Here is a 21,642-nt window from a genome sequence, read left to right on the forward strand (position 1 = left end):
TTTCATTCCTTAATTATCATTTTTATATTAAAAGTATTAGATAGATTTGGATCTTGATTAATATCGCTTGCAATATAATGCAAGCGATAGATTAAAAGATTATTTTAATAATGCTAATTGTGTTTCAATATTGTTCTTGAGCTCATCTAGTAATGCATAACGATTGCGATACTCAGAACGCTTTTTACTGGCAACCTCTTCAAGTGATTTGCGGTTAATTTGTGTTGGTAAGATAAATAACGATCTTTCGTCTTGTTTGCCGTCAATGGTTAACCAAAAATCATCATAGTCAGATAAGATTCTCTCTTGTCGGCTGTTATAACGCCAGTTGTTGTAGACATGCGTTTTATTACCTACCGCTATAATCTGTTCAAGTTGAAAATAACTCGCAATAATTAACGCTGCCTCAACAGCCACGCGTTTAGGAAAAAGCCCATAGCACTGTTTTGTTGCCTGTTGTACTCGGGTTCGAGCTTCATGATGCCCTGTTCCTTGTAAGCCGGAAATAAAAAGAGTTGGCTTTTGTTGATATTTGGCGATGGAAAAAGTTAACGTTGCTAAATCAATGCCGTCATTATCATAAAAATAGAGACTGAGTTCACCCTCCCGAGCATATTTATTACGTGCTTGAATCGCAATTTTTATATTGGCTTCATTTTTTGCTGTAATACTAGCCAATTCAAAGGGGGTATCTAAGTTATAAAAGGCTTTAGTCATGCTATCAGGACGATTAGCCAAAAAATCATAATGATAAGCTAATGCCTCGTACCGCTCTTGTTGACTCAAACAAGAAGCTAAATAAGGTCGTTGTAGTTTACAAGGTAAATTAGTTTGGCATGATAAATAGTAACCAAGTAACTTGTATTGTCTTAATTTGTCTAATAATTTAAGCGTAATAGGACTTAAAAATAGAGTTCGAAAAAAAAATTTATAACGATAAGTCGGTTTAAGCCATAATTCGTTAAGTGGTAATTTACCTGAACAAAGCCAGTTAAAAAGTTGCCATTTACTTTTAGGCTGGGACATATTCGTAATATTATTCATAAGCAGAAAAAAGTATTCGTATTGGTTAATATATAAAAGAGTTATATGTGGTTAAATTATAAATTATCAATTAGATATTTATGATTATTTTCAAATTTAAGGCACCATTTCAACGTAAGTGCCTAAGAGTACAACACAACCCAAAGCAACGCAACCCTTATGGTGTTATGTCACCGCTTGAGTAATAAAAATAAGCAATAAAAAACGGTGAACTGAGTCACCGTTTTATTAAAAGGCATCGTTTATAAAAACGAATTATTGACCTTTAACTTCTTTTAAACCGTTAAATGGTGCTTTTGAACCTAAAGCTTCTTCAATACGGATTAATTGGTTGTATTTAGCAACACGATCAGAACGGCTCATTGAACCAGTTTTGATTTGACCAGCAGCTAAACCAACAGCTAAATCAGCGATAGTTGAATCTTCAGTTTCACCTGAACGGTGAGAGATAACCGCAGTATAACCCGCATCTTTCGCCATTTTAACAGCTGCGATAGATTCAGTTAAAGTACCGATTTGGTTAACTTTAACTAGGATTGAGTTAGCGATACCTTTCTCAATACCTTGTTTGAAGATTTTAGTGTTAGTTACAAATAGATCGTCACCAACTAATTGGATTTTGTTACCTAATGCTTTAGTTTGGTATGCCCAACCTTCCCAATCGCTTTCGTCTAAACCATCTTCGATAGATACGATTGGATATTGTTCAGTTAAACCTTCTAGATAGTGAGTAAATTCTTGAGCTGTGAACTCTTTATTACCTTCACCTTTTAATACGTATTTACCAGTTTCTTTGTTATAGAATTCAGAAGCTGCACAGTCCATCGCTAAAGTAATGTCTTTACCTAATACATAACCAGCTTTTTCAACTGCTTCTTTGATGCAAGCTAATGCTTCAGCATTTGAACCTAAGTTAGGAGCAAAACCACCTTCATCACCAACAGCTGTGTTCATGCCTTTAGCGTGAAGTACTTTTGCTAAATTGTGGAATACTTCAGAACCCATACGGATTGCTTCACGTACTGTTTTAGCACCAACTGGTTGAATCATAAATTCTTGTAAGTCGATGTTATTATCAGCATGTTCACCACCATTGATGATGTTCATCATTGGTAATGGCATAGAGTATTGACCTGGAGTACCATTAAGATCAGCGATATGTTGATAAAGTGGTACGCCTTTAGCTGCTGCTGCTGCTTTAGCTGTAGCTAAAGATACAGCAAGAATTGAGTTAGCACCTAAGTTTGATTTGAAATCAGTACCGTCTAAGTCAAGCATTACTTGGTCGATAGCTGCTTGATCTAACGCATCTTTACCAACAACTGCTTTAGCAATTGGGCCATTTACGTTTTCAACAGCTTTAAGTACGCCTTTACCTAAAAAGCGAGATTTGTCACCATCACGAAGTTCTAATGCTTCACGTGAACCTGTTGATGCTCCTGATGGAACGATAGCAAGACCAACGAAACCACCTTCTAAATGAACTTCAGCTTCAACAGTTGGGTTACCACGAGAGTCGATGACTTCACGACCATGTACTTTAACGATTTTTGCCATGTTATTTTCCTCTATATGACAGATATGTAACTATAATGTAAATATAAACTATTTTTACTGCTGATCTTGATGATCTTTGGCAGCTTTAATAAAACTACTAAATAATGGATGTCCATCACGTGGTGTTGAAGTGAATTCCGGATGGAATTGACACGCAACAAACCATGGATGATCAGGAATTTCAATAATTTCTACTAGTTTTTTATCAGTTGATAATCCTGTTACTTTTAATCCAGCTTTAACCACTTCTGGTAATAAATTGTTGTTTACTTCATAACGATGGCGATGACGTTCGGTAATTGATTCTTTTTTGTACATACCTGCAACTAATGAATCAGGCTCTAAATGACAAATTTGAGAACCTAAACGCATAGTACCACCAAGATCACTATCTTCACTGCGTTGAACCACTTTTCCTGATTCATCGCTCCATTCAGTAATTAATGCAATTACTGGATTTGCGCAATCTTTAACAAACTCTGTTGAATTAGCATCTTTTATGCCAGCAACATTACGAGCATATTCGATTAATGCTACTTGTAAGCCAAGGCAAATACCTAAATAAGGAATTTTGTTTTCGCGAGCATAACGTGCCGCCATAATTTTGCCTTCAACGCCACGATAGCCAAAGCCACCAGGAATTAATATTGCATCTAAACCTTGTAATAACTCAGTACCACGCGATTCAAGATCTTCTGAATCAATATAACGAATATGTACAGTTAGACGATTCTTTAAACCACCGTGTTTTAATGCTTCATTAACTGATTTATAAGCATCAGGTAACGCAATATATTTACCAACCATACCAATGGTCACTTCACCAACAGGGTTGGCTTCTTCATAAATCACTTGTTCCCATTCAGATAGATCCGCTTCTTTACATTCAAGATGGAAGCGATTGCAAACAAAAGTATCTAAATTTTGTGATTTTAATAATGCAGGGATCTTATAAATAGAATCAACATCTTTAAGTGAAATCACCGCACGCTCAGGAACATTACAAAATAGCGCAATTTTAGCTCTTTCATTGGCTGGAATAATGCGATCTGAACGACAAATTAAGACATCCGGTTGAATACCAATTGATAATAACTCTTTCACTGAGTGTTGAGTTGGTTTTGTTTTAACTTCACCAGATGATGCAAGGTAAGGAACTAAAGTTAAATGCATAAACAAAGTATGTTCACGACCAACATCTACCGCTAATTGGCGAATAGCTTCCAAAAATGGTAATGATTCAATGTCACCAACAGTACCACCAACTTCAACGATAGCGACATCATAACCTTTGGCACCATCAATAACACGATCTTTGATGGCATTAGTGATATGAGGAATAACTTGGACTGTTGCGCCTAAATAATCACCACGACGTTCTTTACGTAAAACATCAGAATAAATTCGTCCAGTGGTAAAATTGTTTTTTCGACTCATTTTGGTGCGAATAAAGCGCTCATAATGCCCCAAATCAAGATCAGTTTCGGCACCGTCTTCAGTCACAAAAACTTCACCATGTTGAATTGGGCTCATTGTTCCCGGATCGACGTTGATATAGGGATCAAGTTTTAGCATGGTGACTTTTAAATTGCGGGCTTCTAAAATTGCAGCTAGAGATGCTGCGGCAATGCCTTTACCTAAAGAAGAAACGACACCGCCTGTAACAAAAATATAATTCGTGACCATTAATACCAGACCATTATTAATTTAATTGAACAATATCACATCAGTTTAAACGATAAAACCCATGCAATATATGATGAATCAGACGGGAAAATAGTATAACAGAATATGGCTTAGCTCACAATTGAATAATTATGTTTAATCGATAAGTTACTCACTTTGCTTAATGAAATAAGATCTATTATTTAGATAATCCGTCTAATATTAATCCCAATATAGTTAATATTTTTTTGATATCTTTTTCAGTAGAACGTTTTATTGGCGATTAACGATATAATTTAAATTACTTGGCGAATTTCCCCTTAAATTCGATAAACTCTTTAAGGTTATCGATATTTTTAATTTCTAATTTACCTGCAACTTTATGTACGATATCTAAGTTAATTAACTCATTAACAGCACGACGATAAACACGGTCAGTAGTGCCAAAACGTTCTGCTTCTAAATAGTTTTTTTGAAAGTTATTAACCGGGTGAATATTAAGGTGATGTTGATACATATCAAAAGCAATGTTGTAACAAATTGAATATAATGTTCTTTTTAAGAAGATATCTAAGGTTTCTTGATAATCAAAGGCGATAGCACTAGCGAAAAACAGTGCTAATTTAGGATGTTCAAGTAATGATTGATATAATTTATCAATACTAACGACAGCGATAGTTAATGCTTCTTCGGCGATAATATCAAATTGACATAGATAGTTGGTGAAGAACTCCATTTCGCCAAATATATGCTCATCGCAATCTACCGTACCTATATGAAATCGACGTCCATTATTGGCCTGATAACGTATTGAAATCGTACCATTATAAACAACAATTAAATTATCGACTTTACATCCTTGACGAAAAAGCGTAGTTTTTTCATCTACGATTTTTTTTTCAACAATACATTGCTCAATAATTGAAGCAAACAACTTATTATTATCTTGCCAATAATGACTAAAACGACCTTTATTTAATGATTTTAATTGCATATCACTCACACATTAATATTCGATAACGTATAGATACTTAATGATCTACAGCGTTATCTTTTTCTAATTTGGTACAATTATAGTCAATAATAATAAAAGATATGCCATTTCAATCTAATCTATTATTTTTAATTATTGACCCTTTTCTTTAAAAGAATTGAAATCACCAACATAACAATAATAACAGCATAAAGTATAGGTATCGCATTCATGATAATTTGAATACCCAAATAGTTATATAATTTCGAGCTTATAGCTGGACTAAACATAGCCCCAGCACTACCACTAATTAAAATGAATGAAACATTTTTACTTGATGCTTTTTTTACAAAGGTCACGCCATAAGCCACAAAAGCGTTATATAAAGCAGAGCATACAAATCCATATCCATAAGTATAGTAACCAATATAATCAATATTTTCAGTATTGACGATCATCAGTGTCATTATGAAGGCTAATAAAATGATAGAAATAAAAAAATGCTCAATTTTAACTCGCGTTACAATCGCCGTCGAAACTAATGCTCCGATTAAGGCTGCTGTCCAATATTGAGTAATAATGTTGCCTGCATCTTCAAACGAAATTAAAAATTTTTGGCTAACAAATAGAGGAGCCCAAGTTAAAAACGTATATAACGCTAACATCGCCAAAAATAAACCGAAACCAGAAGATAAAATACCAAAGTTCCATTCAGATCGCTGATGCTTCTCTTGTTTTGCTTTAGGCTGATTAATTAAATCAAAATTAGTAAATAAAATAATGATTAACATCAATACAGCAACTATTCCAACCGTTAAATAGCTACTAGCCCAAGATAGATTATGAGTTAAAGCATAGGTAGTGATTAGCGGGAAAATGATACCAGCAATATTAAATGTAGCATCTTGTACCACTAACATTGTACTTTGTATCTTATCTTGCCAAGTCGATACCACAATTGTACCCGCGATACACAACCCTATTCCACCACACAAGCCTATCAAAGTCATACAAACTTCAAGTATTATTAGCGAGTTGGTGATATATAAAATAAAGGAACTAATAACAATAATTGTATAACTAAGTAAGGTAATTCGTTTAATCCCAATAATATCGATTAAAAAGAAAGCCAAAATAGTTCCTATTAAAGCCCCACCATTTAATAAAGAAAAAATGAATGCAACACTGTTTACATCTGCATTAAAATTTTGTGCTATTGGTTCTATTAGCATACCAAACTGAGAGGCAAAACCAGCCATAATAAAGTTAGCTAAAAAACTAATAAGTGTGAGCGATAATTTATTTTTCATATTTCCATCCGAAAAAGGCAATAAATAACCAATTAAGATTTAATAGCCACGTTTAAAGCAAGTTTGATCATATTATTAAATGTCATTTGCCTTTCTTCCGCCGTTGTCTCTTCACCAGTTAAACAATGGTCTGAAACCGTTAAAATGGCTAACGATTCGACATTAAACTGTTGCGCAATCCCATATAAACCAGCAACTTCCATATCAATTCCTAGTACTCCTGATTTTTCTAATGTGCTAATTAACGTTTCATCAGGGTCATAATAAAGATCGCCACTAAACACATTACCTACTTTAACTGGTAAATCCATAGTATTAGCCATCTCATAGGCACGATGTAATAACGAGAACGTCGCCGATGTGGCAATATTATAACCATTCGCTCTTTTTTGATTAGTCATTGAATCCGTCCCCGCAGCCACGGCTAATATGACATCACGCATTTTAACGCTTTGCTGTGTGGCACCTAAAGAACCCACTCGGATAATACGTTTAACATTAAAGTCATTAATTAATTCATGCGCATAAAGGGTTATTGATGGAATTCCCATTCCATGCCCCATTACTGACACCGCAACGCCCTCATACAATCCAGTATATCCTAGCATATTACGTACATTACAAACCTCTTTAACATCGGTTAAGTAATTTTCTGCAATAAATTTTGCGCGTAAAGGATCGCCGGGCATGATAACGGTTTGAGCAAAGTCATTGGGATTAGCATTAATATGTGCAGTCATAATATTTCCTAAATAATAAATAAATTGCTCCAATTATAATAAAGATATTTTTGTTTCAACTAGGACATAAGTCCGAACCTGATGCGTTATACCACATTTTTAGGAAATTATTTGACGATTACTTTTTCATTTATAAAAAAAGCGCCTAGCGCGCTTTTCATTTTATTTAGATGATAACTTATTTGACCGTTTTTTCACTGCGTGATAAACCAATAATACCAGAGCGAACAATTTCTACTATATTACAAGTCTCACGAATAGAGGATAGAAATGACTCTAATTTTTCACTGGTACCTGATAATTGGACAATATAATGTGTTGCCGTCACATCAACAATCGAACCTCTAAAAATATCAGCACAACGTTTAACTTCATCACGTGCATCAGAGCTTTTAGCTGCAACTTTAACTAACATTATTTCACGTTCAACATGTGGCCCCTCTGTAAGGTCATTAACACGATAAACATTGACCAACTTATGTAATTGTTTTTGGATCTGTTCAAGCACATGTTCATCACCAGATGTTTGAATCGTCATTCGACTCATTGTTGGATCTTCAGTTTGTGCGGTAGTAATGGATTCAATATTAAACCCACGCTGTGAAAATAAACCGATAATTCTTGATAATGCACCAGGTTCATTTTCAGTTAAAATTGATAATATATAACGCATTAGGTTCTCTCCGTTTTACTAAGCCACATCTCATTCATTGCCCCACCGCGAATTTGCATTGGATAAACATGTTCTGTCGCATCAGTCATGACATCAATAAAAACTAAACGATCTTTTATAGCTAGCGCTTTTTTAAGCTTAGGTTCCAGATCTTCTCGTTTATTAATTACCATCCCAACATGACCATAAGCTTCGGCAATCTTGGCAAAATCAGGTAATGACTCCATATAAGATGATGAATGACGACCAGCATAAATCATATCTTGCCATTGCTTAACCATGCCTAAAAAACGGTTGTTAAGGTTTAATACAATTACAGGTAAACCATATTGCAAGGCTGTTGAAAGCTCTTGAATATTCATTTGAATACTACCATCACCTGTTACACAAACTACATGCTTCTTAGGGAATGCAAGTTTAACACCCAATGCAGCAGGTAAACCAAAGCCCATGGTACCCAGACCGCCAGAAGTAATAAAATGACGAGGTTTGTCAAAGGGATAATAGAGCGCAGTAAACATTTGATGTTGACCAACATCAGTAGCAATATAAGCATCACCTTTGGTCAGCTTATATAAAACTTCAATCGCTTCTTGTGGCTTGATACTTTCACCTTCATGGCTATAAGCAAGACATTTGCGAGCTCGCCAATGCTCAATCTGCTTCCACCAATCAACTAAAGCATCTAGGTCACGTTCAGTACTAAGATCTTCAAGTTGTGTTAACATGGTTTCAACAACTTGTTTTGCATCACCTACTACCGGAATAGTTGCAGATACAGTTTTGGATATAGACGTTGGATCAATATCAATATGAATAATTTTGGCTTTTGGACAATATTTTTCAACATTGTTAGTAGTTCTATCATCAAAACGAGCACCTATTGCAAAAATAACATCTGCATTATGCATTGCCATATTAGCTTCATAGACACCATGCATACCAATCATGCCTAAATATTTTTTATCTGTTCCGGGAAAAGCACTAATCCCCATTAACGTTGAAGTCACAGGCAGATTGAGTTTATCTGCTAGTGATTTAACCACATTGCTAGCGTCAGCACTAATTACGCCACCACCAATGTATAACACAGGTTTTTTAGCTGCTAATAAGGTAGTTAAGGCTTTTTTAATTTGCCCTTTATGTCCTTGAGTCGTTGGATTATAAGATCGCATTGTCACTGACTTTGGATAATTATAATTATATTTGTTAGCTGGATTAACTATATCTTTCGGCAAATCAATAACAACTGGACCGGGGCGACCAGTAGAGGCAATATAAAACGCTTTTTTAATCGTTTCTGGAATATCTTTACTATCTTTGATTAAAAAACTATGTTTAACAATTGGACGTGAAATCCCAACCATATCACACTCTTGGAAGGCATCATTACCAATTAAATTACTCGCAACTTGGCCAGATAAAATTACTAATGGCACTGAATCCATATAGGCTGTTGCAATACCAGTAATAGTATTAGTTGCCCCAGGACCTGAAGTAACAAGTACCACACCAACATCACCTGTTGCTCTGGCATAACCATCAGCCATATGTACTGCAGCTTGCTCATGACGAACTAAAATATGCTCAATACCACCTAAGGTATGAATTGCATCATAGATATCCAGAACACTACCACCTGGATAACCAAATATCTGCTTAACTCCTTGATCAATCAGTGACTGAATGACCATTTCTGCGCCTGACAGTTTTGCCATGGTTGTTGTCTCCATTTATAACTTATTTGTCATTTTTGATTTATTTTGCATGAACTAATACAGAAAATCAATAAAGTCAATAATATGTGAGATATACTTATCTTTTTTGGATACTAGGCCTCATTTTTGAAAGAAATAACTTGTAAATATTCAATTAATCGATTTTAATTGGATTAATATCAATTTTTTAATTGATGACAAATAATATCTTTATGATTTATTAACAATTATTTATTATTTTTTGTTTGTTTTTTTATGCATAACTTATACTAGTTATTTTGTATTAGAGTCCTTTATATTAAAAAGGTGTTTTTAATGAACAATTCTTATTGTAAACTAACTTCCCTATCTGATTGGCAATTAGTCAAAGTATCAGGTATTGACAATCGTACATTTTTACAAGGACAAGTGACTGCTGATATTAATCATCTTAATGAATATACAGCACTATTTGCAGCCCACTGTGATGCAAAAGGCAGGATGTGGAGTAATTTAATATTATTTCAACGAGGTGCAGATATTTTTTATATTGTGCGAAAAACAGTTGCCGAAAAACAAATTGCCGCTCTTAAAAAATTTGCCGTTTTTTCAAAAGTGACAGTTGAACCAGTTACTGATCTTAACCTAATTGGCTTAGAAAATAATGCCATTGAACAATCGATTATTGCAGAATTAGGTGATAATAGTTGTCTCACGAGGGGAGATGTAACTTATATCAAAATTCCATTACCTGAAATTAGAGTAATAAAAGTATCAAGTGAACCATTACCAACAGACTTACAATCTGCTGATCATTGGTTAAAACTCGATTTAGAAGCAGGTTATGCCATTATTGATGAGCCAAATATTGAAAGTCTTTTACCACAGGCTTGTAACTTACAACATTATAATGCCATTAGTTTTGATAAAGGCTGTTATTGTGGACAAGAGATGGTAGCTAGAGCTCAATTTCGAGGCGCAAATAATCGTGGACTTTATCTGTTGGTTGGAAAAAGCAAGACTTTGCCAATAATTGGTGACAAGCTTGAATATGAACTTGATGGAAATTGGCGAGAAGGTGGTCAAGTATTAGCTGCATTAAAACTTGAACAAGATAATCAAATCTATGTGCAAGTCGTGTTAGCCAATGGCATTGATATTGAAACAAATTTCCGTGTTAAAGGGCAAGTAGATAGTCTGTTGAATTTCTAAATTGAACGTATAAATGGTTTAGAACCAATAATATTAATTCAGCTGGAATAAACCTATTCCAGCTGATTAAAATTTACTGTCCTAATTCTTGATATACAATTTCGATAAAATAGCGCGCACCAGTTGTCAGAATTTCATCATTAAAATTATATGAAGGATTGTGAACATTTGTGCCTTCACCTGCACCAATTTTAATATAAGCGCCAGGTATTTTTTGCAACATAAAGGCAAAATCTTCTGATCCCATCGTTGGTGGTGAATCCACAATAATCTTATCGTCGCCAACAATTTTTTGTGCAGCTTTAATGGCAATATCAGCTTGTTTAGCGTGATTAATAGTTGCTGGATAACGTCGCTGATAATCAACTTCCGCTCTGGTATTGAAGGTTAAAGCAATACCTGTCGAAATATGTTTAATGCGCTCTTCTGCTAAATTTTGATCTTCAGTATTCAAGGCTCTAACAGTACCGCGAATCACAGCATGTTGAGGCAGTACATTCCAAGTATCGCCACTGTGAATTTGTGTCACACTAATAACCAATGAATCAATTGGATTTAGATTACGACTAACAATCGTCTGTAAACTATTAACAATTGTGGTGGCAGTTAAAATCGTTTCTTTGCCTAAATGTGGTGCAGCTGCATGGGCACCCACCCCGGTTATTTTGATTTCAAAAACATCATAAGATGCCATCACTGCACCATGATTAATTAAAAAATGGTTTAATGCTAGATTAGGTTGATTATGCATACCATAAACAGCTTCGATAGGAAATTTATCAAATAAACCATTTTCAACCATGACTCTGCCACCACCTTCGTTTTCTTCAGCAGGTTGGAAAATAACCACAACTGTGCCAGAAAAATCTCGATGAACGCTTAAATATTTTGCTACACCTAATAAAGTTGCCGTATGTCCATCATGTCCACAGGCATGCATTTTGCCATGAATGGTTGAACAGTAATCAATATCATTTTCTTCAATAATATCTAATGCATCAATATCCGCTCGTAATGCAATAGTTCGACCATTATTTTTACCATGAATAATGCCTACCACCCCTGTCGGTGCAAATTCTGTATATAGTTCAGTAATACCAAACGATTTTAATTTTTCGATAATAAACTCGGTAGTTTGTTTTTCTTCAAAAGCGGTTTCTGGATGAGCATGAATATAATGACGCCATTCGGTCATTTCATCTTTTAATGCGTTAATGCTGTTGGCAATAATATTCGTCATTGATCATTCCTTAATTAATTACTTAACTACAAATCTGAAAGAGTTAATTGCACTATAACGTTTATTGAAAATGAATATAAATAACGATTTTTACTAACCTTATCATTTTTAGTTATAAGCAAAATTTGACAATAGAATCAAAAAATAACTAATTAAAATCATTTAAGATAGAAACAAGAAAATTGTTCAGTTTAAGTAGAGAATAAAATACCCTGAGATTAATAAAAAAGGACCAAAAGCGATTAATTGATAGCTTTTTTTAAATAGATATTTTGAGAAAATGTAATAGATGATAGCCAACGTCGATGCAATGATTAACATTAACGGTAATAACTGGTAAGGTAACCACGCACCTAAAACAGCAATTAACTTTATATCACCACCACCTAATCCCTGTTTACTTGTTATACAAAAAAAGATGATTGCCGGTAATTTAAGCATTAAATAGCCGAACAAAATACCTACTAGTGCATCATTGATAGTAAATGAAGATAAATTAAAGTAAGCCATTATCAACCCACCCCACATTAATGGTTGAGTAAAAAAATCTGGCAATAATAAATAGTTAATATCAATTAGTGCTAACAACAAAAAAATAACTGCAAGTAACATAAGTAAAGCACATCTAAAATTTAGCCCCTTATCTAAATAAATCAGCAAAAATAATATTGCTATAGTTAGTTCAAAAATAGCATAGCTATTGGTTATTTTATGGTAACAATAATAACAACGTCTTTTTAACATCAACCATGACAATACAGGAATTAACTGCCAAGCACTAAGTTTGTGATGACAATTTTGGCATGAAGAACGAGGAATAGTAATAGCGAACAGATATTCATATAAAGACTGCGTAGGTGAATAACGATAATAAGCAACTCGCAAAAAACTACCTATAGCAAGTCCGAGGCAAAAAAAGAGTATAGCCATTAGCTGATCACGTCAGCCATTTGGAATATAGGTAAATATATCGCAATAATTAAACTGCCGATTATTGTAGCTAAAATTAGCATTAATGAAGGTTCAAATGCTTTGACTAGATTATCAGTTAAGGTTTGGTTTTGTTGTTGATAGTAAAGAGTAATATTATCCAACATAATATCTAATGAACCAGACTCTTCACCGGCATGAACTAGTTGCACACAAAGCTTCGGTAAAGCTGGATAGCTAGCTAACATTTGACTAAAGCTATTCCCCTGTTCAATCCCCGTCATAATTTGCTTGATGATATTACGGTAATAAAAATTACTTATAGTTTTAGACGAGGCGGTTAATCCTGTCAAAAGTGGGATACCTGCTTGTTGAGTTATTGCTAATGTATGAAAAATTTGCATTAGACATTGAGATTGGATTATTTGACCAATTAAAGGAAGCTGTAATTTATGCTTATCCATAATAAGTTGATAACGTACTTTAACAACATAATGAAAAAACAAATAACATAACGTAATAGCTAATAATATAAATAACCCATCTTGTCTAACATTATTAGCTACATCAATCACTAATTGCGTAAAATAGGGTAACTCTGCATCAAAGCTCTGATAAATGTCGGCAAATTTTGGCAGGACAATAAATATCATAACCATAATCACTATCACCGATACAAATAATAAAAAAAGTGGATAACGCAGCGCCTTTTTAATCTGATTTTGTATTGATAATGATCTTTCTAGGTGATAGGTTAATTGTTCAAAACTCTGTTCTAATCTTCCCGTCAATTCACCAATGGCAATAATTTCACAATAAAGTTCTGAAAATACTGAATGGTGCTGTTTTAATGCAATCGATAGTGATTCACCTTTGGTTATTTTCTGACTAATATCGGTTAACAGATATTGCCATTGCGCTTTAGGTTGATCATCAATCAGTAATCGTAAACTCTCTACAATTGATAATCCGGCTTTTAACATTGTAGCTAACTGTTTAGTTATAATAAGCAGTTCACTAAGTTTAAAACTTTGTGAGGTAATTAAGTTACCGGAACTAATTTTAATCGCAAGTTGGCCTTCTAATAACAATTTTCTTCGCACATCTTGCTTAGATATGGCGATAATTTTATTTTGATGAAAGTTAATATCATACCAATAATAGAGTCGCTTCATGCATTATCTCCAAACTATCACTCAATTATTACCTAAAACACGATTCAATTCCGCTAGCGTAGTAATGCCTTGTTGAACGAGTTTATTGCCTACTTGCCTAAGTGATACCATATTTTGTGAGACAATCGGTTGATTGGTTAAAATTTGTTGTTGTACTTGTGGTGTGATAATTAACAGTTCATATAAGCCTATCCGCCCTAAATAACCACCCACACATTTTTCACAACCCATGGCGATAAAATGTGGTGACGGTTCGTTATTTATCAACGTAAGCTCACTGGCTACCATTTTACAATGTTGGCACAATTTACGAACTAATCGCTGCGCAATAACTAGTTTTAAACTAGATGATAACAAGTAATTTTTAATCCCCATTTGATTTAAACGAATGATAGCCTCAATACTAGAATTAGTATGTAGAGTTGATAACACTAAATGCCCCGTTTGCGCTGCTTGAATGGCAATCTCAGCCGTTTCAGGATCACGAATTTCACCAATCATCATCACATCCGGGTCTTGACGCAAAAAAGCTCGTAATATCACAGAAAAACTTAAACCAGCCTTAAGATTAACTGCTGTTTGATTAATACCATCTAATGGAATTTCGATCGGATCTTCAACACTACAAATATTACATTTGGGTTTATTTAATCGCTTTAAAGCACTATATAATGTCATAGTTTTACCACTGCCAGTCGGTCCTGTTACCAAAATCAAGCCTTGTGGATAATCTAATATTTGTTTAAAGGTTAACAGATCTTCCCCTGTTAATCCTAAATCATCGATGCTCAATTCTGAGTCATGATTATCCATAACCCGTAATACAATCTTTTCACCATTAATGACAGGTAAAGTAGCTATGCGCATTGCATAATTATTAATCACCAGTTGACCATCTTGCGGTAGCCGTTGTTGAGCAATATTTAAATTAGCCATAACCTTTAGTCTAGCTGCTATCTGTTTAGCTAACATTAACGGCGGTGTTAGCATATTTTGCAAAACGCCATCAATTCTCATGCGAATTCGATAATGATTTTGATAAGGCTCAAAATGAATATCTGATGCCCGCTTATCCAATGCTGAAAGCAATAATTTGTCTAAGCTTTCGACGAGATTCTCTTCTTGCATAGCGGTTATCCTATTTATACGATATTAATCACAATTAAAATTTAAAAATATCTTCACAAGCTGTAACTAAAGTTGGCTCTGGTGGATTTGTTAGACATGTACGTGACCAATCTAAATTACCTAAATTAGCATTCAAAGTAGGTGTTAAGGTTACAGTTAGACTTGATAAAGCGCTTTTACCGACTAAATTTATTATCCCATTTGTGACATTAATTGAAGTCACATAATTGGTCGTTCTCGTCGTTGGCACACCGTTATTACCACTACTACATTTGTTTAAAGCGCCTTGCTCTATAGCACAAATTTCAATGGCTGTTTTATATGCAGTCATTGATTGCAGCATATCGGTTAAGGCTGCTTTTTTTATATAACCTTGGTAAGCAGGTAAACCGATAGCAGTTAAAATTGCTATCACGACAATAGCGATCATTAATTCAAATAGAGTAAATCCAGATTGGTATTGCATAACAGCCTCACAAATCAAATAATTGTTTGATAGTGTGACTTTATAGCTAATTTAAAAAATGAAATAATATATAGAGAAAATTTTAGAACTTGAAATACAAAATGATCACCACAATCATCACAGTGGTAATTAAAATTGTGAAACAGATCGAAATTTATAGCAAATCTAAATGTATCGGAGCTATTATGCCTTTAAAAATTGTTGATGGTTGGATTAAAAATATTAAGCAAATAAAATCGCCTTATTATAATGACCGTCCAGAAGATCAACCTATCTCATTACTGGTTATTCATAATATTAGCCTACCACCTAAGCAATATGGCGGTCCTTATGTCGAACAACTCTTTACAGGTAAACTAGACCCAAACGCACACCCCTATTTTGCTGAAATTTATCAATTACAAGTATCAAGCCATTTGTTCATAAGACGTGATGGTGAAATTATTCAATTTGTCCCTTTTGATAAACGGGCTTGGCATGCAGGCAAATCTATCTTTGCTGGCAAGGAAAATTGTAATGATTTCTCAATTGGTATTGAAATGGAAGGTTGTGATACTGAGGACTTTACCGAAATACAATATCAGCAACTGGCCATAGTAACCAAATTATTACAACAAACCTATCCAATTAAACATATTACTGGCCATAGTGATATTGCCCCAACAAGGAAAACAGATCCAGGACCTTATTTTGATTGGCAGTATTACCGATCACTAATTAATTATCATAAACAAATAGATTTAATGACTAATCAATTAAGATTGATTAAAGATGAATTACAAAGATTGACACTTTGGCAACCTTCGCCTCCAGCAGCTGAGGCGTTTTTGAGTGAACAGCCATTTGCGCTTGATACCATGCAACCCTATGAATGGTTACAGTGGATATTTATCCCACGAATGCAAGCATTAATCGATGCTAATGCTGAATTACCAAAATTTGCCCTTCATCCTTATTTTGAAGAAGCATTTAAAAAGCAAGAAATGGATGTTGATGACTTATTAAAGTTGATAAAGGAACTTGATGAATTATCAACTAACCAAAGAATGGATGATTGAAAGTATTTTAGCTAAAAAAACAGCCACAAAGTGTGGCTGTAGTATTGAATAAATTAATTATTATTCGTTAGTCGACGATATTCATTCACCGCTTGTTGATGGTTACTATAAGTGCTGCTGAACGTATGCCCACCGGTTCCATTAGCAACAAAAAACAAATATTTGGTTTTTGCCGGATGAGCCGCTGCCTCAAGCGAAGCCAAACTAGGCATCGCAATCGGTGTCGGTGGCAATCCCTCAATTACATAGGTATTATAAGGATTATTGGTATCAGTCAAATCAATACGCCTAATTGTGCCAGTATAATTCTCACCCAAACCGTAAATAATGGTTGGATCAGTTTGTAACTTCATATTTGCTTTTAGACGGTTAACAAAAACAGAGGCAACGTTCGCACGTTCAGAACTGATACCTGTTTCTTTTTCAATAATTGAAGCAATAATCAACAATTCATAAGGGGATTTATAAGGTAGATCACTATCGCGATTATCCCATACTTTTTGTAGATTAGTCTTCATAGTTAAATATGCCCGTTTCAAAATATTGATATCAAGACTATCTGCAGTATATTGATAAGTATCAGGTGATAACCAACCTTCTAATGGGCCATCAATACCTAACAACTTAGCAATTTCATCATGAGACTTACCTGTTAATGTTTGCTGAATATAAGGCGTATTACTAAGCACATTTAACCAATCTTTAGCACGCTTTCCTTCAACAAATTGTACATAAAAACTGCTTTCTTTACCCGATACAAGTAACTTTAAAAATTCTTCAACGGTCATATGAGGATGTAATTGATAAGTACCTGCTTTTATGGAGCTTAATGATGGATCGAGTTTATATAAATACGGAAGCAAGTAAGCTTGTTGCATCAAATTACTAGTCTTTACTTGCTCAACTAATTGATGTAATGAGGTTCCTTTTTTTAATACAAACATTTGATTATCTGTAGTGATATTCATATGTTGTTGTGAAAATTTCTGTAAAAAATAGTAACCAATACCTAATGAACCACCGACAATTAAAACTAACGTCAGTAACGTATACACAAATAATTTTTTAATCATAACTTAATCTTTATAACGAATTTTTGCGCGTGATGTTAAGCGCGTTAATAACTCATAAGCACTAATCCCTGTATGCTCGGCAATTTGTTCAACGGGTAACTCTTTGCCCCAAAAAATAACTTCATCACCCGGTTTATCTTGGCTATGTTGTCCTAAGTCTACCACAATCATATCCATTGAAACGCGACCGACAATAGGTACAATTCGACCATTAATACATACAGGGGTATTAGCGGGAATACCTCGTGGATAACCATCACCATATCCCATTGCAACAACGCCTAAAATGGTATCACTTTCACTAGTCCAAGTTTGTCCATAACCGACCGATTGTCCTTTTAGGTGTTTACGAACCGTAATTAACTCTGATTTAAGTGTCATAACTGGTTCGATATCTGCAACCTGATCAGTAAATGGTGAAACTCCATATAAAGCAATACCTAGTCGAATCATATTACGATGAGAATTAGGCCAAGCAAGTATACCGCCAGATGCAGCTATTGATTGCTGACTACCCACCAAATTAGCATCAAGTAAATGAATAAACTCATCAAACAATGCCATTTGTTTATTCGTTTGTGTTGAGCTTAATTCATCAGCGCTACTAAAATGGCTAATAATATTGATTGGATGACGAATAACATTGCAGTCGGCCAATCGATTAAATTCTGTCACTGCTTCATCAAGATGAAAACCTAAACGATGCATGCCTGTATCAATTTTAAACCAAGCTGTAATTTCATTTGCAAACGGAATGGTATTTAATGCATCAATTTGCCAACTAGAATGAATAACTGGTTGTAGATTAAAATCCAGTAAATCATTGATATCATCGTGAGGGAAAAAGCCTTCTAAAAGTACAATAGAACTTCGAATACCGGATTGTCGTAACGCTATGGCTTCAGAAATACGCGCAACGCCAAAACAGTCAACCCTATCTTCAACTAACTTAGCTACACCTTCCATACCGTGGCCATAAGCATTTGCTTTGACTACAGCCATTAAAGTGCTATTTGGAGATTTTTTCCTAAAAAATTCAATATTATGTAGAATCGATTTACAATTCACTTCTACAACAGCAATAGACATTTTATATAACCTAACATATAAATTAAGTTTCTATTGTAAAATTAGTTATCAATAATCACAAATAAAAAATCAGTAATTTACAAGATTTTGTCTGAATAAATAAAATAATTATAAAAAACTCATTTAGTAATAATGCTAGTTAGTATTTTGTTAAATAACAATAATTTTCAGCCAAAATTTTTACTCCACAAAATTTTGATAAAAGTTATAAACTAATTTTTTGGTAACTGTTGTTTTATACTTTCTATAAAATTTTCCATGATAATTGGCAAACAATTTCCTCTTTGCCATTTGTGTAAAAATTTCAATTGTTGTTGGGTTAGTTGAATATTAAAAAATATAGGGCTTGCCAAACTATCATTCATTGTGCTACTTAACTGTTGCTGTAATATTTTTTCTTGTTTTTTTGAAAAATTTACATCGTGATTAACATTTTTCTTGTTAATATTTTTTATATATGTTGAATCTAAATTTAATATATTCTCAAACCAATCTTGATAATTAGATAATTCAAAATTTCCCTTTAATTCATAACCCCATTCTGTTTTAACTGAATGGGGTAATCGCTGCTTAATTTGCGTTTTAGGGAACGCACAAAAAACAATCTGCTGATTATTGAGTTTTTTAACAACATTGCTTATTACTTTTAAATCTTGATGATAATATTGATTTAAAATATACGCTGATTGATTATAAGCTCTAAAAAAGATACCTTCTTCAATTAAACTTAAATAATTATGTCGTTGGGATATACTTAATTTTTCTTCTATAAACATGTGTATTTTTTACTCAATTTTTTCGGCGGTGTATCGCTATGCGCTACTTCGCCGGTTCTAACAACTACTGTTCGCGGGCGCTTTGCGCTTGCGAACAGAATTCATAAAATATATCTTTTTTAATTTATATTTTATTACCAATATTTATCGCAATACTTTGATGTTTCGAATAAAAACTATTTAACACAACCTAACATATTTAAAATTTATCAATTAGTTAAACAATAATTCCATTTATACTCTTGTGTTATTTTAATATCCAATTTCATCAAATTAATAAACTCTAAGATCTTTCAGGAAATCATCCTTTACAAACAACATAATGTGCATTTGTATCCACTCCAACGCCGATGTCGCCAAGATATAAACCTATCCTAAAATGAGCTGAGTTGTCTCCAGAAAGAGAGCCCCAATATTCTGAAGTCCAAAACAATTGATCGACCCAATTTGATTGAGGATAAGTTTTTTTATTTAATGGACCCCATTCACCTAATATTGAACCATCAATTGCTCGAGTAAATGCATTATATTCATATAACCAATTTTGAGGGGCTTGATTTCTAGGAGAATTGGTAAATTCTTTTCGAGTTAGTAATCGACAATAGTTAGATGCATTGGTCCAATTATATGACCAATTATAAGGTATAACCCAATTACTTCTTGGATCAAAACTATAGTCAAGTTTGATTGAAGTGTTTTTCTTATATGTTGCTCTAACCGTAACTTTTCCCAATGGTTTATCTTTTAATGTAATAAAACCCATTGCATCAATTGAAACTTTATTTCCAGGATTAGAAACTATACTATAACTATAATCACGCTGCGCTCCGCTCATAAGTAACTGAAATTTTGCACCGGGAAATCCACTAGTTGGAAATAATTTTCCAGTTAAAGTGTTAGTAACCTTATATCCATAATCAGGTACATAATCACTAGTATATCCTCCACCATTTCTTACATGAGGTTTAGAGTCTTTTTTTATATTCCACCAATTCTTATTGCTACCAAAACTAAAATCATTATCTTGGTTATTGGTTAACCATTGCATTTCAGGTGATATAACAGTTGAGTTAGGTTTGGCATAACAAATTTGTGGTTTTGCAGCAATTTGGTACACTTTCTTTATTGTTACAAAATCACTTTCTCTTGGTATTCCATATTGTGAAATGGTTTGTGCTTGGTTACTTATCTCTAACCTTAATGGCATTGGATAACCACTTCCACAACCAATTATCTTATTTTTATCACCATCAGGAATTTTAACTCCATTCGCATCAAACCACTGCCAATCAGTTACCGTAATCAAAAATGGTTGAATAAGATCAATACTATCTCCATCTACATCTAGATAATTCTTTTTTTTGTCTAGTGATTGATAACTAAATAGCTTTACAACAAAATGATTAAACGTTAAATTGCCATCAAACTCTTTAATTTCGCCTTCTTTTATATTGCCTGTTGATTCACTATAAAATACACCATTTACTTTAAAACCATGTTTATCTGCAGCCATTTTAGCATTAACCAATTCGGGAGCATTTCCTCGGATAATATTAGTTGTGTATGTAGACAAGCCATATGCGGTACTGATGTTTAGTGAAATACAAAACAGAAAAGCAATAATCAATCGCCTAGCAATTTGCGACAATAAATTGAATAATTTTATAAAGCAGTAATCAATTAAATTAAGAAGAAATCGGAAAGAAATAACGCTAAATGCGTGTGTTTTTCGTACTAATCGTACTAATATAAATGGAAAATTATGGCTGGCTGGCTGGCTGGCTGGCTGGCTGGCTGGCTGGCTGGCTGGCTGGCTGGCTGGCTGGCTGGCTGCTT

19 protein-coding genes and 1 pseudogene are annotated in these 21,642 nt (G+C 33.9%); 3 read left to right on the forward strand and 17 right to left on the reverse strand.

What is annotated here, in order from left to right; genetic code table 11:
• Positions 1 to 99: 99 nt before the first annotated feature.
• The 8 genes from B6C84_RS09775 to ilvI all read right to left on the reverse strand — a co-directional run bounded on the left by B6C84_RS09775 (position 100) and on the right by ilvI (position 9,680).
• A complete protein-coding gene (locus B6C84_RS09775) occupies positions 100 to 1,044 on the reverse strand; it encodes a VirK/YbjX family protein (RefSeq protein ID WP_065578228.1) in 945 nt (314 codons plus the stop codon).
• Between the two features lie 255 nt (positions 1,045 to 1,299).
• The gene (eno, locus tag B6C84_RS09780) at positions 1,300 to 2,601 is read right to left on the reverse strand and encodes a phosphopyruvate hydratase (RefSeq protein WP_065578227.1); all 1,302 of its coding nucleotides are present in this window, start codon (positions 2,599 to 2,601) and stop codon (positions 1,300 to 1,302) included.
• A 54-nt stretch (positions 2,602 to 2,655) separates the two neighbouring features.
• Positions 2,656 to 4,287: a glutamine hydrolyzing CTP synthase gene (pyrG, locus tag B6C84_RS09785; protein ID WP_065614244.1), complete on the reverse strand. Its 1,632-nt coding sequence runs from the start codon at positions 4,285 to 4,287 to the stop codon at positions 2,656 to 2,658.
• Between the two features lie 280 nt (positions 4,288 to 4,567).
• Positions 4,568 to 5,260 (reverse strand): Crp/Fnr family transcriptional regulator, encoded by a 693-nt coding sequence (locus B6C84_RS09790; RefSeq protein ID WP_065578225.1) that lies wholly within the window; start codon positions 5,258 to 5,260, stop codon positions 4,568 to 4,570.
• A gap of 128 nt (positions 5,261 to 5,388) precedes the next feature.
• Positions 5,389 to 6,549: an MFS transporter TsgA gene (tsgA, locus tag B6C84_RS09795; RefSeq protein WP_086354049.1), complete on the reverse strand. Its 1,161-nt coding sequence runs from the start codon at positions 6,547 to 6,549 to the stop codon at positions 5,389 to 5,391.
• Between the two features lie 32 nt (positions 6,550 to 6,581).
• The gene (gene deoD, locus B6C84_RS09800; protein ID WP_065578223.1) at positions 6,582 to 7,289 is read right to left on the reverse strand and encodes a purine-nucleoside phosphorylase; all 708 of its coding nucleotides are present in this window, start codon (positions 7,287 to 7,289) and stop codon (positions 6,582 to 6,584) included.
• A 178-nt stretch (positions 7,290 to 7,467) separates the two neighbouring features.
• On the reverse strand, positions 7,468 to 7,962 hold the full coding sequence (gene ilvN / locus B6C84_RS09805; RefSeq protein ID WP_065578222.1) for an acetolactate synthase small subunit: 495 nt from the start codon (positions 7,960 to 7,962) through the stop codon (positions 7,468 to 7,470).
• Complete coding sequence (gene ilvI, locus B6C84_RS09810; RefSeq protein ID WP_065614246.1) at positions 7,962 to 9,680, reverse strand: acetolactate synthase 3 large subunit; 1,719 nt, start codon at positions 9,678 to 9,680, stop codon at positions 7,962 to 7,964. Before ilvI ends, ilvN begins: the two co-directional genes overlap by 1 nt.
• Positions 9,681 to 9,995: 315 nt before the next feature.
• On the opposite strand from ilvI, the gene ygfZ reads away from it, so the two are divergent.
• A complete protein-coding gene (gene ygfZ, locus B6C84_RS09815; RefSeq protein WP_086354048.1) occupies positions 9,996 to 10,871 on the forward strand; it encodes a tRNA-modifying protein YgfZ in 876 nt (291 codons plus the stop codon).
• A gap of 73 nt (positions 10,872 to 10,944) precedes the next feature.
• Here the strand turns inward: ygfZ and B6C84_RS09820 are convergent, their stop codons facing one another.
• The 5 genes from B6C84_RS09820 to ppdD all read right to left on the reverse strand — a co-directional run bounded on the left by B6C84_RS09820 (position 10,945) and on the right by ppdD (position 15,810).
• Positions 10,945 to 12,111: a M20 aminoacylase family protein gene (locus B6C84_RS09820; RefSeq protein ID WP_065651647.1), complete on the reverse strand. Its 1,167-nt coding sequence runs from the start codon at positions 12,109 to 12,111 to the stop codon at positions 10,945 to 10,947.
• Positions 12,112 to 12,297: 186 nt separating this feature from the next.
• Positions 12,298 to 13,041, reverse strand: a complete 744-nt coding sequence (locus B6C84_RS09825) for a prepilin peptidase (protein ID WP_086354047.1) — start codon at positions 13,039 to 13,041, stop codon at positions 12,298 to 12,300.
• Complete coding sequence (locus B6C84_RS09830; protein WP_086354046.1) at positions 13,041 to 14,216, reverse strand: type II secretion system F family protein; 1,176 nt, start codon at positions 14,214 to 14,216, stop codon at positions 13,041 to 13,043. Before B6C84_RS09830 ends, B6C84_RS09825 begins: the two co-directional genes overlap by 1 nt.
• A 21-nt stretch (positions 14,217 to 14,237) precedes the next feature.
• Complete coding sequence (locus B6C84_RS09835) at positions 14,238 to 15,344, reverse strand: ATPase, T2SS/T4P/T4SS family (RefSeq protein ID WP_086354045.1); 1,107 nt, start codon at positions 15,342 to 15,344, stop codon at positions 14,238 to 14,240.
• A 34-nt stretch (positions 15,345 to 15,378) separates the two neighbouring features.
• Complete coding sequence (gene ppdD / locus B6C84_RS09840) at positions 15,379 to 15,810, reverse strand: prepilin peptidase-dependent pilin (protein WP_065614251.1); 432 nt, start codon at positions 15,808 to 15,810, stop codon at positions 15,379 to 15,381.
• 185 nt (positions 15,811 to 15,995) lie between these two features.
• Here ppdD and ampD point away from each other — a divergent pair.
• A pseudogene (gene ampD, locus B6C84_RS11870) lies at positions 15,996 to 16,529 on the forward strand (1,6-anhydro-N-acetylmuramyl-L-alanine amidase AmpD); the annotation flags it as partial.
• Positions 16,530 to 16,553: 24 nt separating this feature from the next.
• Positions 16,554 to 16,868: a YqcC family protein gene (locus B6C84_RS11875; RefSeq protein WP_425319294.1), complete on the forward strand. Its 315-nt coding sequence runs from the start codon at positions 16,554 to 16,556 to the stop codon at positions 16,866 to 16,868.
• 53 nt (positions 16,869 to 16,921) lie between these two features.
• On the opposite strand, the gene mltG is transcribed toward B6C84_RS11875, so the two are convergent.
• From mltG to B6C84_RS11600, 4 genes are all read right to left on the reverse strand, one after another.
• Positions 16,922 to 17,941, reverse strand: coding sequence for an endolytic transglycosylase MltG (gene mltG / locus B6C84_RS09850; RefSeq protein WP_065614253.1), 1,020 nt, complete (start codon positions 17,939 to 17,941; stop codon positions 16,922 to 16,924).
• A gap of 3 nt (positions 17,942 to 17,944) precedes the next feature.
• The gene (alr, locus tag B6C84_RS09855) at positions 17,945 to 19,030 is read right to left on the reverse strand and encodes an alanine racemase (RefSeq protein WP_086354043.1); all 1,086 of its coding nucleotides are present in this window, start codon (positions 19,028 to 19,030) and stop codon (positions 17,945 to 17,947) included.
• Positions 19,031 to 19,242: 212 nt separating this feature from the next.
• Positions 19,243 to 19,806, reverse strand: coding sequence for a hypothetical protein (locus B6C84_RS09860; RefSeq protein WP_086354042.1), 564 nt, complete (start codon positions 19,804 to 19,806; stop codon positions 19,243 to 19,245).
• Between the two features lie 301 nt (positions 19,807 to 20,107).
• Positions 20,108 to 21,642: hypothetical protein (locus B6C84_RS11600; protein ID WP_217338139.1), on the reverse strand; the 1,535-nt coding region annotated here is incomplete at its 5' end.

This window comes from Gilliamella apis (assembly GCF_002142155.1).
GTDB classification, from domain to species: domain Bacteria; phylum Pseudomonadota; class Gammaproteobacteria; order Enterobacterales; family Orbaceae; genus Gilliamella; species Gilliamella apis.